Origin of the sequence: Pseudoduganella sp. R-34 (assembly GCF_049904655.1) — a bacterium.
Taxonomy (GTDB): Bacteria; Pseudomonadota; Gammaproteobacteria; order Burkholderiales; family Burkholderiaceae_D; genus Rugamonas.
Genome location: NZ_CP184572.1, coordinates 3716334 through 3731292, shown reverse-complemented (window position 1 = coordinate 3731292; position 14959 = coordinate 3716334). Strand labels below are relative to the sequence as shown.

Genomic DNA, 14959 nt, shown 5'->3' with positions numbered 1-14959 from the left:
CTTGTGGATCGGCACCGGGCCACTGGTCGCATGCTGAGGTAACCTGACTTTTTCGGACACTCTCGTTTGTTAAACTTAGCAACGGGAGAAGCATTTATGAAATCGAAGACATACACACCGGAGTTCCGGGCAGAGGCGGTCAAACTAGTCCTCGCACAGGGACTGACACTGGAGGAAGCCGCGCAGCGGCTTGACATTCCTAAGGGAACACTGGGGACTTGGGTTAACGCTGCAAAGCGAAGCAATGATACTGGGGCTGCTCCCGGTAGTCGCAGCGTGGCGGAGCTTGAAGCGGAAGTGGCTAGGCTGCGCAAAGAATTGGCCGTTGAACGCATGGAGAAGGAAGTGCTAAAAAAAGCAACGGCGTACTTTGCAAGGGAGTCGCTGCCAGGTACGCGTTCATGAAGTCGGTGCGACTCGACGGATACCCGACGGATTTGCTTTGCAGGGTCTTGAATGTCTCTCGCAGCGGCTTTTACGCATGGCAGGGGCGCAAGCCGTCGCGCCGCGCTCAGGAGGACGCCAAGCTGAAGGTGGCGATTCAGGCCGTGCATCAGCAATCGCGCGAAACCTATGGCACGCTGCGCGTTCATCCTGAACTGAAGGAGCAAGGATTTGAGGCCGGGCGTGATCGCGTCGCCAGGTTGCGCACAGAACTTGGTCTGCGCTGCAGACAAAAGCGCAAGTTCAAGGCCACCACCAATTCCGGGCATGACATGCCGGTCGCGCCGAACTTGTTGAACCAAACGTTCCTGCCGACGCGGCCAAACGAAGCCTGGGTGGCAGACATCACCTACATCGCGACTGAGGAAGGCTGGCTCTATCTGGCCGGCGTGAAGGACGTTTTCACCTGCGAGCTGGTGGGGTATGCGATGGGGCCACGCATGACGCAGGACTTGACGGCGCAAGCCTTGTGGCGGGCTGTGCGCAACAAAAGACCGGCGGCGGGATTGATCCATCATTCTGATCGCGGCAGTCAATACTGCGCCGAGAAATACAGGAAACTGCAGAACCAATTCGGAATGCAGACTTCGATGTCGCGCAAGGGAAACTGCTTCGACAACGCGCCGATGGAGAGCTTCTGGGGCAGCTTGAAAAATGAGCTGGTTCATCATCGTCGCTTTGCATGCAGGTCTGAAGCGCAGGCGGCCATTACGGAGTACATCGAGATCTTCTACAACCGCCAACGGCGTCATTCGCGCCTTGGCTACAAATCGCCGGCACGCTTTGCGGCAGACTTCAACAAGGAAGTGCTGGCAGCTTGAGACGAGAGTGTCCACTATTGACAGTACACCTCATGCGCAGTAACAGGCAACAAGCGCTTCGGCCAGTAGTCATCACCCTCGCAGCAAACTTCATCGAGAAAATCTTTATCGCCTTCCAATTCGCGGCCTACGCGCAAATGGCGGCCAAACTGACGCTTCACAATTTCTTTGGTCGCATCCCAATTGATCTGTGCGACCTTTTGTTTTAGCTTCAGACGCTCCGGCGCGATCTTGTCTTCAAACTTTTTGAAGCACGGATAAGCACCGACAAAGTATTTCGATGGGTTCAACAGAACATCAGGGACAATCACCATACTGGTGTTCTTGAACTCGACTTCGACCCGGCACCACTTGCTCTGCTTATCACCTTCTTTACGGCCCTTCTCATAGAACCGGCAGAACTTACTGGATGCGCGAGTGCCAATCGTCAACGTGCGCCCCTTACCACTTGGACGACGCCAATTTCCAAGGTGCTGAATTTCAGGAGGACGCCCGCCAGCTTGGAACGAAAAGCCATTAGCTGCCCACTGATCGTCAGCCCAATCGACGGAAAGGTAATCGCCTTGCAGATCATCATGCGCAAGGTCAATGCGCGAGATTGACGGACGCACCGCAACCTCAGTCAGCCAGCGATAAAGCCGATGCTCCCAGCCCGGCGTAGCGTGCGTACAGCCCTGCCCTGTCAATGTAATGAGCATTGTTTGACGCTGCCCACCGAAGCAGACAAAACCCATCTTGTCACCCAACTCCCACGACTCGCGATAGAAATTCATGCCACGCTCACGCTTATTCGTGATGCCGAAGCCGAAGACCGCTTCAAGTTGGCGGGAGGCCTCCTCAATAATCTGGTCATCGCTAATAAGAATCTGGCGCGCCGTACGGAAGAAAGTGTCTTCCAGTACCGTGAAATTGATCCAATCAATAATCGCAGCCTGGCTTTCCGAAGGACGGCGCACCATGACCGTTTTCGTTTCGCCGGAATCGGACAGAACGAGCTTGACCTCACCAAGGTGCTCATCACACAGACTGACCCAGTGGCCGCTGACTTCGGCCTCGCCAGCACTGCGCAAGTTTTCCCCCATGTTATTAATGGGGGGCACCTGTTCGGCGCCTGCGGCTACCCCCTGCTTTTGCGGCATTAACCCCCCTTCCGGGGCCGTGGCGGCTGGCCGTGCCGCTTGCGCGCCCCAGCCTGCCGCCTCAGCCGCAACCTTTGCACGACCATAAATTTCGGACTTGACCTTGCGAGCGGGAGAACCGCCAGATTTAGCGGCATATGCCTCAGCATCACCCTGCGCAAGCTGGCGACGAGCCGAAAGGGACAGCTTCTTCCCCTTACTCACCGAACTCTCCCCAACCGTAATAGCCATAAATCACTGCCCTTAACCACGAAATAACGCGAACCGCGACCCATACGCCAATGACTAGCCCGCCGGCCACATCAATGGCCAACAGCGCCGCTTCAACATCGCTGGAAATATTGATCATTGAGAGGTGTGCGAAATGTGACAATCTGAGAGATTGTCCTGTTGACCTGTTGCTGGTAAACCAATACGATTCATAAAAATTCGCAGTCGGATAATTATCTAACCGCGAATTTAATTATCTAAATGCGAATAGTCAAGGATTTTTCCTATGAGAATCGAAGCGTACCTAGACCAAATCATGCGAAAGCATGGCTACAAGCGGGACAAACAGCTTGCAGAATGGCTGGGTGTCACTCCCGTATCGATCAGCAATTACCGTAGTGGTGAGCGCTCGATGGAAAACGAAAAGTGCGTAAAGATCGCGCTGGAATTAGCCGTCGACCCGATGCAAGTCATCATGGCAGTTGACCTCGATCGAGCAGAGCGCCACGGCCAGAAGAGTCTGTGGGAGGTTTTTATGAACCGTACGACGGCGGTAGCCGCTAGCCTGCTGCTGGCAACGAGTGTCAATTTATTTTTGACACCGAAGAATGCGGAAGCCAGCACCTATAAGCCCTACTCTGTCGCCGAGGCACCGGGTCAATCTATATTATGTCAAATGCTGTTCGTCGCGCTCGCCGCTTACGCCGGGCAATGGCAGCGCTCCAACGTAAAGTTGATGACATTTCGACGTAAACAGGCGTAAACCACCCATTCTGCTCCAAGTCATCACGGTTACATCGACGAAGATTTGAAGTTCCCGATGTCATCAGGATTACGTGGATTCAGTGTCTTGAGGATTCTCTTTGATTCAGCGCACGGCCGTTAGTTGGCAGAAAGTTGTTCCTGATTCTTGCGTCAATTTGTACCCGCCCCTATGCCCGCGCCCTATACTTATGCCACTGAATAACGCTGCGGCGGATTCTTTCCACCGTCATTCAAGGACATCGACTGGCCACTTATGGTAGCTGTACAAATACTCGCCGCCACTTTCTCGATCAGTAAGCTTTGCCCGAATGCGAAATTTTGTTCCAACGGGGTATTCCCGAGAGAGCTCCTTTGAACACTCCACATGCAACTCCGTAGACAACCCCTGCCCGTCGACGGGCCGAATGTGTACTGCCCCGCGAAGTCCTGCCCTTAAGGCTGGCTTGAAGCTCTCCACGATAACAGTTCGATAGAGTTCGTCCTTTTTTGCCATAAGCTCCCTTACAAAAGAATTCAGCAGCGCCTACTTCTTAAAGACTTCCCTCATCTTCTTATCGATCGCTGCCTTGGCTAGGCGAGTCGCTTCCTTCATAAGCTCGCCGTGTTTGCTGCTCGCGCCGCATTTTATGCACTTCACGATATCGGAAGGCTTGGGGTTCTTCGGCATTTCAAATTTCGTACTCCCACAAGAGCATTTGAATGTGATTGTGTCCTGCCCCATGGTTTTCTCCTTGATCTTTACGATTGACCTCAAACGATCAGGCCATAGCGCCGCGCATGCTTGGTTAGAAAGAGATCAATTATGCGTATGCCCCTGAACGCGCCATTTCTAGCAACGCTGCCAGCATTTCCTGTCCAGTCATAGTGTCCAGATAAGAGCCCGGACGCGCGCCTCCCAAAGCAGGCAATGGCGAGTTCAGCCAAGATCCCAACCACCGTGCCGCATCGAACTCGATACTAGCGTCCATACTAAGTACCATCGCGTCTACTCGGCCGATCATTGTCATCAGACCAAGAAGCCTTTCGCTGGCAGCCACAGGGAGTCGCGTTGCGTTGCCCGCCTTGGCCGGAATTCCTAGATCGTTCAATAGAATGCTCTCAGCAATGCCAAGTTCATGGGCCAATGCTTTTGCTCTCGCGACTGTCGGCACGGCTCTTATCATCTGAATGCGATCCGTGGGCGAAACCCTCATAAGCTCGAGATAGCTATTCACCATTACAAGCCTTCCCTTAAACGAGTTGGGCTGAGCCATCATAGTCTTTCCCAGCGATGCAGTGGGCAGACCGGCCACGTTGGCGTCAGAATCAACAAACGCCGGCGCGCTCGGGTGATGCCCACCCGAACCAGCCGACGGCTTTGCACATAAGGGGCGGCGTCTCCGCGCCATAAGAAGGACGATGTCGGCCCGTTCTCCGCTTGGCGAATCTCGCGCACGAAGATCACGCCGTCAAACTGCTTTCCTTTGGCCTTGTGGACGTTCATTACCTGAATCCCTGGTGGCTCAGCAATGCCGTCTAGTAGCTGCTCTTGCGCCAATGCCGCATCCAGTGCGACGCGGGCCCTCGTGTAGACCCCATCGCGCAGCCATTCATCTGACAGCGCCGCCGAGATGCGTTGGCCCCGTTTGAAGGCGACGAGATAATCCAGTTGGGAGGCGCACCGGATCAGTTCTTCGCGGCCACTGGCGCGGAGATGTCGTTTTACTTGTAGCCAGTCTGCTGCAGGATCCCCCGTGAAACCATCGCTCCGCAACTGCCGCAGGATGCTGCGTAGTGCGGCAACTAATTTGATGTTCACCGTTTTGCCGGCCCGGATCTTGGCGGACTGCTGCTGCAATTTATCGACGACCGCCTTCGCGCCACCGGTGGAACGCCTGGCTGCGGCAACTAGCTCCATGCAGGTCGCAATATCTAGCGCCTCCTCATCTTCCTGTTTCGGCTCCAATAAGAATGCAGCCAAGCGCGCGGTCAGCAACGCTTCCGCTTCGTCAAACAGCAACTTGTGCCGGACGACTTTCCCAGGGTTGGCACCCATTCCATTGAGCGCGTTGGACATTTTCAGCGCGCCACTCTTACCCATTGTCAAGATCGCCACAGTGCTAACCGATCCCTTGCCGTCCCCACGCATATCGCGAAACAGATTGCTCAGCGCGCGGCGCAACAAGAGATTCCAATTCGGAGCCTGCTTGCCAACACCATACAAGATCGATGCGATCCCGGCATAGGCACCGGGTTTGACCATAGCTGCCAGCAGGTCGTTGCCAAGTGCTAGAATTTCAGTTCCCGGGCTACGATGGTTGTCGTTGCCAAGGTCGGCCTCCAGCGGCTGAAGCGCGTGGCGAATCCTGTGAATCCGTTCTGGCCCCACCCCGGGCAAGAAGTCGAAGATTTGCTGTTCCAAGTCCGCCAGACACACGACCTGCGTATGGGCGGCGAGCAATTCGATGCAACTCCAGGCATCGTCCCCGGTGTCTTGTGCTTCGTCTACGATGACCAGCGGATAAGTCATTGCCACCTGCGCTAGGACATTGGAACTCGCCGTAAGCAATGTTGCCGTATTCGGCGCAAACAGGTCGAAAGCGACCCTACCCTCTTCCCGAAACAGGCGCTCGCGCTCCTGCGTCCAGGCTGCCCAGTCGGCGTTATCCTTGTCAATGCCTCCGTTAATAGCCTTCTCGTCCTGCGGCAAGAGAATGGAGAGCCTCTTCGGCGCGCCTAACAGATAGCCGTGGACCTTCAGCTGATTCCAGAAGAACGAATGAAACGTCTGGACAGACAAGGCCGCAAGGTCCGCTTTGGGTACCACCAGATTTGCCGCGTCCAGCAAACGGGCCACAGCTGCCCTAGAAAAGCTGAGGAACAGGATGGATTGTCCTGGCACCAAGCCTTCCCGAATCCTTTTCAGGGCCTTCTTCAAGGCCAGCGTCGTCTTGCCGCTGCCTGGCCCGCCCAGCACCATGGCATGCCCAGTGCATGCCAAAATTATATCGCGGGGATCGATAGGCTCGGCGTCCGCCATTCCTACCGCCCCTCGCCAGCACCACCAGTAGGCTGTTGGCCGCGGTTGCCCCCTGGGGCCTTCTCGATCATCGCCCAAAACACCTGGTACAAGAAGTCCATGACGGAAGCGGGTAATTCGTTGAACTCGCACTCCTCAAACAGACGGGCGGCCCACCCCGCGCCTTTGCTACTTTTCAGCGCGTTGCGTGCCAACGTTCGAACCGCGCCCTCCTCCGGGCGTTCGAATGGGATGCCGATATGCGCCCCTTCACCGTCGCGCAACGCAGTCAGAAATATCCACAGACGTTCGGCCGGCATTTCATGTGCGATCAGGTCTTCAAAGCCAAGGTGCGCATGCTCGCTGTTGATGTCATAGTGCGTCGCCAGCGCTTCCTTCTGCGCCTGCGGCCGCTTCACTACTAGATCGTAAAAGGCGAAGGTCTTCAATCCCAGCGACTTGTAAAACTTACCGAACTTCGGAACGTTCGATTCGCCGTAGGCGTAAAAGAAGGTTGCGCCGGAAATGTCCAGTGGCATAAAGCCGAGACCCGCTTCCTCTATGCGCCGCGCGGCGACCGGCAAGGCATGGAATTCTGTCAGCCCCTCCAGCACGATGGCGGCTTTGCCCAGCATGCACTCGCACAAGCCCCACCGGGCGTACTGCTTGAATTCCTTATCGGTAAGGCCGCTTGCCTCCGATACTTTACGGGCGGTGACGACGCCGTTATCGCGGCTGAGAATCAGTGTGTTGCTGGGCTCGAAGCGTTCGATGACAAACGGCGAATGCGAGGTCACGAAGGCCTGCGATGTCTTCTCCAGCAGGTAATGCGTAATACGGCGCTGGGTGTGCGGCGGTACCGCGATTTCTGGCTCCTCCATCGCGAAGATCACTGACTCCGGCCTCATCTCTGCAATGACGGTGAGTAAGGCCAGCACCAAAGTATTCAGAGTGCCCGTTCCCGCATGGGCGAACGGCACGTGATCCTGGTCCGGCGTCAGGGCCAGGAAAAATGCCATGGTCTTGCGCAAGTGATCGCGTGTCAATTCGGAAACGTGCAACTTCGTGGCATGTCCGGTGGCACCCATGGGGATATAGCGCGACAGGCGCTCTTCGATGTCTCGCAGTACTGGCGTGATCTCTGCCGCATCCTCTTCGAGATCCAGCGCGCGCAAACGCTGGATCGACTTTTCCCACAACGAGGTCCTGATCCCCTTCGCCCGCAAAATGACGTCTAGCAGACTGCCACGCTCCAAACTTAATGCCCTGCTTCCGGTGCGCATTGCACGCAGGTACAGGAAGCCGAACAGCCGCTTGATTGGGCGCGGCACGGCCTTCAATTCCCCCTCCTCTTCGTCCGGGCTGTGTGAAAAGTAGGTCCGTGCGACGAATTCGTCTTCCTCGATATCGTACATGCCCCGGGTTTCCATGCGCAGGCAAGGTACGGCATGCGGCGCATGGTTGATCGCCGCTTCGCCTTGCCCCAACAGGCGCTTTTCGACGGTATGCCAATATTCGATATGCCCGCCACATTTCAGCAGCACTTCGTCACCTGGCTCGATCAGGACCACTTCCACGCGCAGCTGCGTTAAGACCGGTGGCGCACCTTCCACTTCGGCCGGTGTGAGATATTGGGCGTTATAGAAGTCAAATTCGTCAATCGCTGGCGTCCGATTCAGGCGGTCCGGTCCAAGGACCAACTCTAGGGCTTCACATATCGTGCTCTTGCCGGCATTGCTCTTGGCCACCAGCAGGGTGTGCCCGTCGAACAAGAAATCAGCTGATCGGATGCCGCGGAAATTCTCGATGTTCAATCGTACAACCTGCACGGCGTCTCCTTGACATTAGTGAAATCCATGGCCCCTTACCTGCACCGGCGGCAATCCCAGCGTCAGCATCAGGACTGGCCGTGCCGGACAATGCTCGCCTGTCCGATGAACTTTCCTACCGACTATTATGATTGACCAAACGCAGGAAAATCTCACGAATAATCACGCCCAGCGGATTGGTTTCGGGCTTCCGGACGAGATGCACGGCATGGGGCTCGGCAAACTGGCGCGCGCGTTCCGGCCGGGACGTTGGTTTGCAGAAAGTTGTTCTCGAATTTTACATAATTTTGTGCCCGCCCCTATGTCCCGTGTAGCCGCGAACTACTAGTGGCTATCGTTCCTGCAATTGAACCCGGATTGACCATTCAGTCAAGCAGTGAACCTGCGCAGCGCTCGCACTGGTCCTGGTGCAAGGATGGAAACTTCTTCCTGTACAGTGGTTCCCGGTTCGGCGTTTAACGAAACTCGGATACCCCGGTGGTCTCGCCGGAAAGCGTGAGCCGAGCCAATGAGTCCTGCATCTTTGCCTAACTTGACGATCATTAGCACCAAGAACGACGCGGTTTGTTCTGGGTCAGCTATTTCGGCGTACATCTCGCGTAGGTCGGGCGCGCTCGGTAGCGCCAGGAAACTGGGGTGCGAGTGCCACTCTCCCAGATAGTTGAATCGCTGGGGTTGGTTCCCCGTCAGCAGATGGAAGCGGCGCATGAACTTGCGGTGCTGCGCGGGATCGCGTACAAACAATGTCGGCGTACCATCTCGCTGAACGGACAGAGCCTTCACCAAAAACTTCCCGTCACCAGTCTGCTCGGCGGCCAGTACGCCCCCAATTTCGTTGCGACCGGCGGCGCGTAGCTCTTTCTTCAATTTCCTCACGCACTTCGCACTCAAGATCACTTCAATCATTGGTGCTCTCTTGCGCAATGCGAGGTAGTGTCACTGCCCGAGTCTCGAACGGAGCTTCAAATATCCATTCTTCGCGCAAACCGATCAGGTAGGCGGACTCAGGGTAATCAGATAGGTCTGATGGGCGAAGCGAATCGAGAGACATGCGGGAAAGGTGCGCGGAAATGACCGAAACATCGGCATCATCGGCAATCATCGCCTGTTCATCGTGTTCGCTGCCGTAGTCGATGTCGCTGTCGTCCGGCGGCTTTGGCAGTTCAGGATCGGTCATTGCGACATAAAGCTGATGCCGTACGTCGAGCGCTGGATATTCAATGCCTGGCCTGGATCGAACGATATAGCCGCCGTAGCCGCCACCAAATACGCGGCCCCAGACCATCGGAATCTTCTCTTGCGTTGCAACCGCGGCAGCGACGCTAAAGCCTTGGCCGCTTCCCGATGTTTCCACAATTAAGTCACATTGCCCGAGCTTCTCCAAGGCCGTCAGTATCCTCGCCGTCGAGGTATGTCCGTCTAGGCGCCCTTTCCAGGTCTCGACGTCGACTTTGGGGCTAATTGCCCGTAGGCGATTGACCACGCCATCAACTTTATGTGCGCCAACGGCAAACCAGTCCAGCTCGTTACGCACCAGGTTCCCGGGTTTTAAGACATCGCCGTCGATTAAAAGGAAATTCGATACGCCGCACCGGACCAGACTGGCCGCAACCTTGCTGCCCATGGAGCCGCAGCCGACGATAGCGACGCGCTTACCAATCACCGCGTCATTACGAACCGGTGTACGTTGTTGGTTATCCATAGGGACGTTCGCAACCTCAAAAACCTTCTCTTTGCCAAGGAACTTCGCCAAGACCTTGCTGTTCAAAATGCCGACCACCACTTTGGGGCTGTCAAAAGGAATGTCCGAAAAATGCTGCCAGACGTCTGCTGGCGCGCAGTCGGCGTTGGTCAGCGCCTGATGCCGCTGGTCTCCCTCCTCCAGCTTGGCGATGCGGCCAATGCTGACACCGTAGGTGCTAAATTGCTTTGGAACGCCATGATCGGTCCACGCATCGAAATTGGTGTCGCCAATGAGAGCGATACCCGTAAATACCCAAGACAGGTCGTACTCCACGCGCGCGAGCTCAAGTAGACTGACGACGTTATCGCGCCGATTAATTTCGGCAATGAGCTCGTCGGTCAGCACCAGCCGAATCAGTTCCCACGATAAGTACTGCCCTTCCGTGAAACGATGGTCACAAGCCACTTCAAGAGGCGCACCTGTTTCGTCCAACGTCGATTCGGTCTCGAGCAGCTTGCGTGCGCTGTGGATCATGTCGCCGCCAGTTAAGCTGGGGTGCCAGTTATCCGTTCGTATTTCCAGGCAAAGCTCCCCGCGCCCCCATTGGTGGGAGGACCATTTTGCATCCTCTCTTGGGATCACCTGGGGTGGTGCATAGGGGTAAATGAAAGGATAAACGACCTTAGCCTCCCACCATTTTTCGCCGGCTAGTAAGTCGATGTCGACGCGCGCAGTTCCCTGCACTTCGTCAATATGCCAGGCGACATTTTTTACCCAGCCCTCGGAAACCAGAGCAGCAATAACCTGCTGCTCCAGCGCCAGGCGATCGTCCGGCCGCTGAAACCACATCAGGAAAAGCCTCGCTGGCTGCGCGAAGGTTGGGCTGCGGTAGCATTAAAGGTGAACCCCGCACTGGCAGCAGTGGGCAGCGCAGCTTTGGCGAGACTAGACCCAATAGAAGCGGAGTTTTTCTTTGAGTCCTCCTTGGGCTCCAGGGCTTCCATCGCCACAGCGTAGTCAAAGTCGGCGCGGCGCCGTGTTGACCCGAAGAGGGTTTGAAAAGCTCCTGGCGCATTTTCGTGCAGTGTAGGGCCGATCGCGGTCTGGCGGCCCGCGCAACGTCGTTGCTCCGACTCTGATTGCAATACCGAGCGGCTGATGCAGCACCGCACGCGCTCGCCCTTAATGCCCAGTCTGGTGACGGAGGTGACGCCATGCTCCAGTCCGATCTGCAGTCCCAGTTCGTCAGCATCAATGCCACCGGTCTTCAGCTCCTTGAGCGCAAGATTAAAGCTGCTACGCATCGCGGCCGCACAGAGAATAGCGTTTTGGGCGGTCTCTGCATCGTCCGTCGTCGGGGCTGTCCCTTCCACCAGAATCCCATGCACGCAGTCGCCGATAAAGCGAATCTTTTTGCCTGCAAAGTCTTCATGCAGGACGCTGTCTAGCTCACCCCGCAGCACGTGCAAAGCCTTGACGACGCTCTTTGCCTTCTCATCATCATCAATGCGATCGGCCACATAGCGCGTAAAGTTATCGATGTCGGCATACAAGGACACACTCTCTTGCCGACGCGAATTTCCAGGCGTCAGGTCTTCGATTGCAAGGGTCTGATACGGCGGCGTATGGCGGGAAAACACGAAACTGCCGATGGGGCTGCTCTCCAGTTCTTCCTCCCACTTTTTGACCACTTGATCGACGTTCACTGTGAGCGCGGCATCGCCCTGCGCTTCGGTGACTTGTTTCATCGTTACGGCGGTGGCGTCCACATCGAGCACCTTGTCCCAGCCTGCAGCCACCCGGGCATTATTGGTCATGTAGATGCCTTCCCCGCTTCCTCCGGCACGCTTGGCCGCCTGGTTTGCCGGGTTGCCCAAGAACAGCGGCTCACGGCTGGAGCGCCGACCGTTATTGACCGCAAGCGCCTTACCGGAGTCGATACCCACGCGCGTTTTTGCCGCAGGAAGCGGATCGTCGCCGTTCTCACCAGTCTTGGCAAGGACTTCCCGAATCAACTGCGCGGTGGCGACGGCTTTCATCACGCGCGCCTTTTCATCGTCGTAAGGCTTGGCGAAGACGGCGTGCAGGCGCTGGTTATGGAAGTCGACCTCGATGGCATCTACCTCGAGCAGAATGCTCCGCACGGCCCGGTAGTGCAGGTTCAGGAATCTGAGAGTGCGTTGATGGGACCGCTCGCCCTCCACGGTGGTGACATTGAGCATCTCGTCGATGTTCAAAATGTCGATGTACAGATGCACCCCGTCCACGCGGTACGCCAGCCCATTGGCCAACCCAGTGAGGTCTGTGGTACGCACGTACTCTTTGATCGTGACCGTTTTCACTTCATCGATGCGCGTCGTGATCCGCTTTTTCGCACGCCCCTCTTCCCAGGTCCGCTTTGCCATACTTCCCCCTAGCTTCAGAATTCTTCTTTGGAAACATTTGGATTCCACCCTTGCAACATTTAGGCTAGCTTGGGTCGAAAACTTCAGGTTCAAGGATAGCAGGAAATTATTTTTACCGAGAATTAAGGGTTGAAATTTCCATTCGGAAACTTAAGCGGATGGGCGAATAAGAGTAAAACCGAAATCCTCGTAGAAGACTTTTAAGGCGATAATTTTTACCTTCGAAACAGCATTGGTCGTACGCCGTGTATGATGCACAGATGCAAGAACTCGTGGGGTAATCGATGGGCGACAATGCGCAGGTCAAGCCGATGGACGATGACGACCGTCTAAAACTTTATTCGAGCTACGCCGAAATAGATCGAAAATGGACCTCGGTAATGGATTCGAAAGGGACGTTTTTTTCCGCGATGAATGCGGGTATTCTTGCGTTCTTATGGGGCAGTGTAAAAATCAAGGACTGGGACGGGGCGGCATTCGCTTTCGGTGCCGCTGCCACCGCCTGCTCACTGCTTGCGCTCATTGCGGCGATTCTTGTCATCACTCCCAGGGAAAGTCTTTCTATTCTGGTCGGGAGGCGAAGCCCTTGGACCGCTAAATATAAGCCATTAAGCTTTTATGGGTACATCGCCAAGAAGTACGGGAAAGGCGGCCTAATAAACATGATCAAAGACTTTAGGGAACTTGAAACGGAAGCATTTGCATACGAGGCTCTAGAACAGCATCATTCCTTATCCCAGGTTGTTCAAAGAAAGTCCAATTGGGTCTTTCGGTCGGCCGCCTTAACCTTTATGTCTTTATCACTTGTCGTTGCTGCCCTGTTGGCTTGGAGATGGCCGTAACGCGGCACGCGATTTCATCCAAGTTAATATCGATGCGGCATACCCATAGCTGATTTGAGTTGACGATCGAATATGAGGTTTATTCAAACCGCCAATAGTAATCTGAGCCATAGATGGTCATCGTTGCCATTTCGCTCCAGGTGTACTTAGTCCACATGGCTTCACCGCTGACGTATTTGACCGAGTCGTGCATGGCGTCGTAGACATCTTCTGTTATCCACGTTTTTCTCCCTGCAACGCCGGTCAGTTTCGCGGCGTAATTTGCCGCCCTACCAATCCACACCAGGTCGTTATCTCCCCGCACGCCGGTGCGCGCCGATCGCAGCCGGCTGGTGTCGATGCCCGCGATGTGTCCCACCTTAAAATTCTGTCCGGAATACTGATTGTTCAACGCGGGCTGGATTATCTGGAGTACTGCGAAGTTAATCTTCAAGGCGCACCGAACTGCCGACGTGTTTTTGGCCGAGCCGGTAAAGATGCCCATGACCCGGTCGCCATCGTACGCCGTGATGGTCCCGCCTTCATCACGGATAATATCGGCTGCGCAGCGCAAAAACGTCTTATAGACTTCAGCGCTGAAGGTCCAGTCATGCTGATTAACCATCTTCGTGGAGCCGTTCAAGTCCGCGTACAACACGGTTGCCTGCTCGAAATCTTTAGCGTGGTTCGAGTTCAGGCGCAAATCTTCAGCGGCGGGAACAGATGATGTACTCTGGACTTCCCACCGTTCACGGAACGTTTTTCGGACGTCTTCGTCCAGTCTATTTTTCAGGCTCATGGTGGATCCGGGCGCCTTTTAATTGTTGGGACCAAGGCGGTTGATGTGATCGCGCAGGAGGTTGCAGGCCGGCGCAATCAGCGCCGCCGCATCTTCGCCTTTGACGTATCGGTACGGAACCGTCGTAATGCCAGCTAAGTCGCTCGGCAACTTTACTCCGGCATCGCGCGGCTCCATGAGAATCGCACGCGCCTTGCCCAGGCGCCCCATGAACAGACCCAACTCGAAAATGACGTTGTCACGCGGTGCGGGCCACTCTTTTCCCCGGCTCTCGGTCAAGTCGTCTGCATGGGCAATGGCGATGGCGAAGTCTGACTTGTCTACTTCGTCTTCGAGGCTCTGCAAGGTGTAGTTGGACACCTTGAAGACGCCGTCCGTCCAGACAATCGTGGTGAAAGGGTCGTGCGCGAACGCGTTTTGCACTGCCCGTGCTACTGCCATGGACTCGGCGGACGAAATGATGAACACCCTGATTTTCTCTCTGGCGGCGGTGACCATTGCATTGCGCTGCTCGAGCCTGCGGGCCAGTTCCCGAGCAAGGCAGCGGTAGATCTCTGGGTAGCGCGCGGCATATTTTGCCATGATCGGTTCCGGGATCTTTGCTATCACACCAGCTTCGGTGACCAACACCGTGGCGGCGCGCTTTTGCAGGGGCTCAATCGCAGCCATCTCACCTACGTGATCGTTCGCCTGGCGCCTGCTGACGATGCGTCCATTGACCAGGACGTCCACACGGCCGGCGAGGATCATGTAGACGTCGTTATCGGTGTCGCCCTGCTTCAGCAAAACTTCACCCGGCTCCACCGCACGAAGTTCGATCTCTTCGGCGAGCTCTTCCGCCAACTGGCGATTGCCCCCGACCATCTTTTGTGTGACTAGCGCTTCGACGCGCAGGCGTCGGCCTTCATCCCCTTGAAATCGATTTAACATACGTATTTCTAGCAAGTTTTTACGGAAACCCAATAGTACTTGCTAGAAATAAAATATCAAGGGCATTGGTTGGTGTTTGTCTCGATATCGGTCTGCTCGCACAACCTGTGCACG

The 14959-nt window shown here is 55.7% G+C and carries 14 protein-coding genes; 3 read left to right on the top strand and 11 right to left on the bottom strand.

The window, feature by feature from the left end; translation table 11 throughout:
* Nucleotides 1–96: 96 nt before the first annotated feature.
* Nucleotides 97–1265, top strand: a protein-coding gene (locus tag ACN9MW_RS17055; protein WP_426161420.1) for an IS3 family transposase whose coding sequence is annotated in 2 segments (ribosomal slippage) — nucleotides 97–364 and nucleotides 364–1265 — 1170 coding nt in all. Because the reading frame shifts where the segments join, the coding sequence is not laid out codon by codon here.
* Between the two features lie 14 nt (nucleotides 1266–1279).
* Here ACN9MW_RS17055 and ACN9MW_RS17050 read toward each other — a convergent pair.
* Nucleotides 1280–2608, bottom strand: coding sequence for a replication initiation factor domain-containing protein (locus tag ACN9MW_RS17050; protein ID WP_426161629.1), 1329 nt, complete (start codon nucleotides 2606–2608; stop codon nucleotides 1280–1282).
* Entirely contained in the window at nucleotides 2601–2753 is a 153-nt protein-coding gene (locus ACN9MW_RS17045) for a hypothetical protein (protein WP_426161628.1), read from the bottom strand. The genes ACN9MW_RS17050 and ACN9MW_RS17045 overlap by 8 nt, the downstream gene beginning before the upstream one ends.
* A 147-nt stretch (nucleotides 2754–2900) precedes the next feature.
* Between ACN9MW_RS17045 and ACN9MW_RS17040 the strand changes: the two genes are divergently transcribed.
* A complete protein-coding gene (locus ACN9MW_RS17040; protein WP_426161627.1) occupies nucleotides 2901–3377 on the top strand; it encodes a Cro/Cl family transcriptional regulator in 477 nt (158 codons plus the stop codon).
* A 525-nt stretch (nucleotides 3378–3902) separates the two neighbouring features.
* Here the strand turns inward: ACN9MW_RS17040 and ACN9MW_RS17035 are convergent.
* From ACN9MW_RS17035 to ACN9MW_RS17005, 7 genes are all read right to left on the bottom strand, one after another.
* Nucleotides 3903–4046: a hypothetical protein gene (locus tag ACN9MW_RS17035; RefSeq protein WP_426161626.1), complete on the bottom strand. Its 144-nt coding sequence runs from the start codon at nucleotides 4044–4046 to the stop codon at nucleotides 3903–3905.
* A 133-nt stretch (nucleotides 4047–4179) separates the two neighbouring features.
* Nucleotides 4180–4635: an antitoxin Xre/MbcA/ParS toxin-binding domain-containing protein gene (locus tag ACN9MW_RS17030; protein ID WP_426161625.1), complete on the bottom strand. Its 456-nt coding sequence runs from the start codon at nucleotides 4633–4635 to the stop codon at nucleotides 4180–4182.
* Complete coding sequence (locus ACN9MW_RS17025; protein ID WP_426161624.1) at nucleotides 4632–6398, bottom strand: UvrD-helicase domain-containing protein; 1767 nt, start codon at nucleotides 6396–6398, stop codon at nucleotides 4632–4634. The genes ACN9MW_RS17030 and ACN9MW_RS17025 overlap by 4 nt, the downstream gene beginning before the upstream one ends.
* A 2-nt stretch (nucleotides 6399–6400) precedes the next feature.
* Nucleotides 6401–8191 (bottom strand): ATP-dependent nuclease, encoded by a 1791-nt coding sequence (locus ACN9MW_RS17020; RefSeq protein WP_426161623.1) that lies wholly within the window; start codon nucleotides 8189–8191, stop codon nucleotides 6401–6403.
* A gap of 384 nt (nucleotides 8192–8575) precedes the next feature.
* Nucleotides 8576–9112, bottom strand: coding sequence for a Mov34/MPN/PAD-1 family protein (locus tag ACN9MW_RS17015; protein WP_426161622.1), 537 nt, complete (start codon nucleotides 9110–9112; stop codon nucleotides 8576–8578).
* Nucleotides 9105–10739, bottom strand: coding sequence for a ThiF family adenylyltransferase (locus tag ACN9MW_RS17010; protein WP_426161621.1), 1635 nt, complete (start codon nucleotides 10737–10739; stop codon nucleotides 9105–9107). The genes ACN9MW_RS17015 and ACN9MW_RS17010 overlap by 8 nt, the downstream gene beginning before the upstream one ends.
* On the bottom strand, nucleotides 10739–12295 hold the full coding sequence (locus tag ACN9MW_RS17005; protein ID WP_426161620.1) for an adenylate/guanylate cyclase domain-containing protein: 1557 nt from the start codon (nucleotides 12293–12295) through the stop codon (nucleotides 10739–10741). Before ACN9MW_RS17005 ends, ACN9MW_RS17010 begins: the two co-directional genes overlap by 1 nt.
* A 284-nt stretch (nucleotides 12296–12579) precedes the next feature.
* Between ACN9MW_RS17005 and ACN9MW_RS17000 the strand changes: the two genes are divergently transcribed.
* Nucleotides 12580–13137 (top strand): Pycsar system effector family protein, encoded by a 558-nt coding sequence (locus ACN9MW_RS17000; protein ID WP_426161619.1) that lies wholly within the window; start codon nucleotides 12580–12582, stop codon nucleotides 13135–13137.
* Nucleotides 13138–13216: 79 nt separating this feature from the next.
* Here ACN9MW_RS17000 and ACN9MW_RS16995 read toward each other — a convergent pair whose 3' ends face one another.
* Both ACN9MW_RS16995 and ACN9MW_RS16990 read right to left on the bottom strand, forming a co-directional pair.
* On the bottom strand, nucleotides 13217–13915 hold the full coding sequence (locus ACN9MW_RS16995) for an adenylate/guanylate cyclase domain-containing protein (RefSeq protein WP_426161618.1): 699 nt from the start codon (nucleotides 13913–13915) through the stop codon (nucleotides 13217–13219).
* Between the two features lie 18 nt (nucleotides 13916–13933).
* Entirely contained in the window at nucleotides 13934–14845 is a 912-nt protein-coding gene (locus tag ACN9MW_RS16990; protein ID WP_426161617.1) for a TIR domain-containing protein, read from the bottom strand.
* Nucleotides 14846–14959 lie beyond the last annotated feature (114 nt).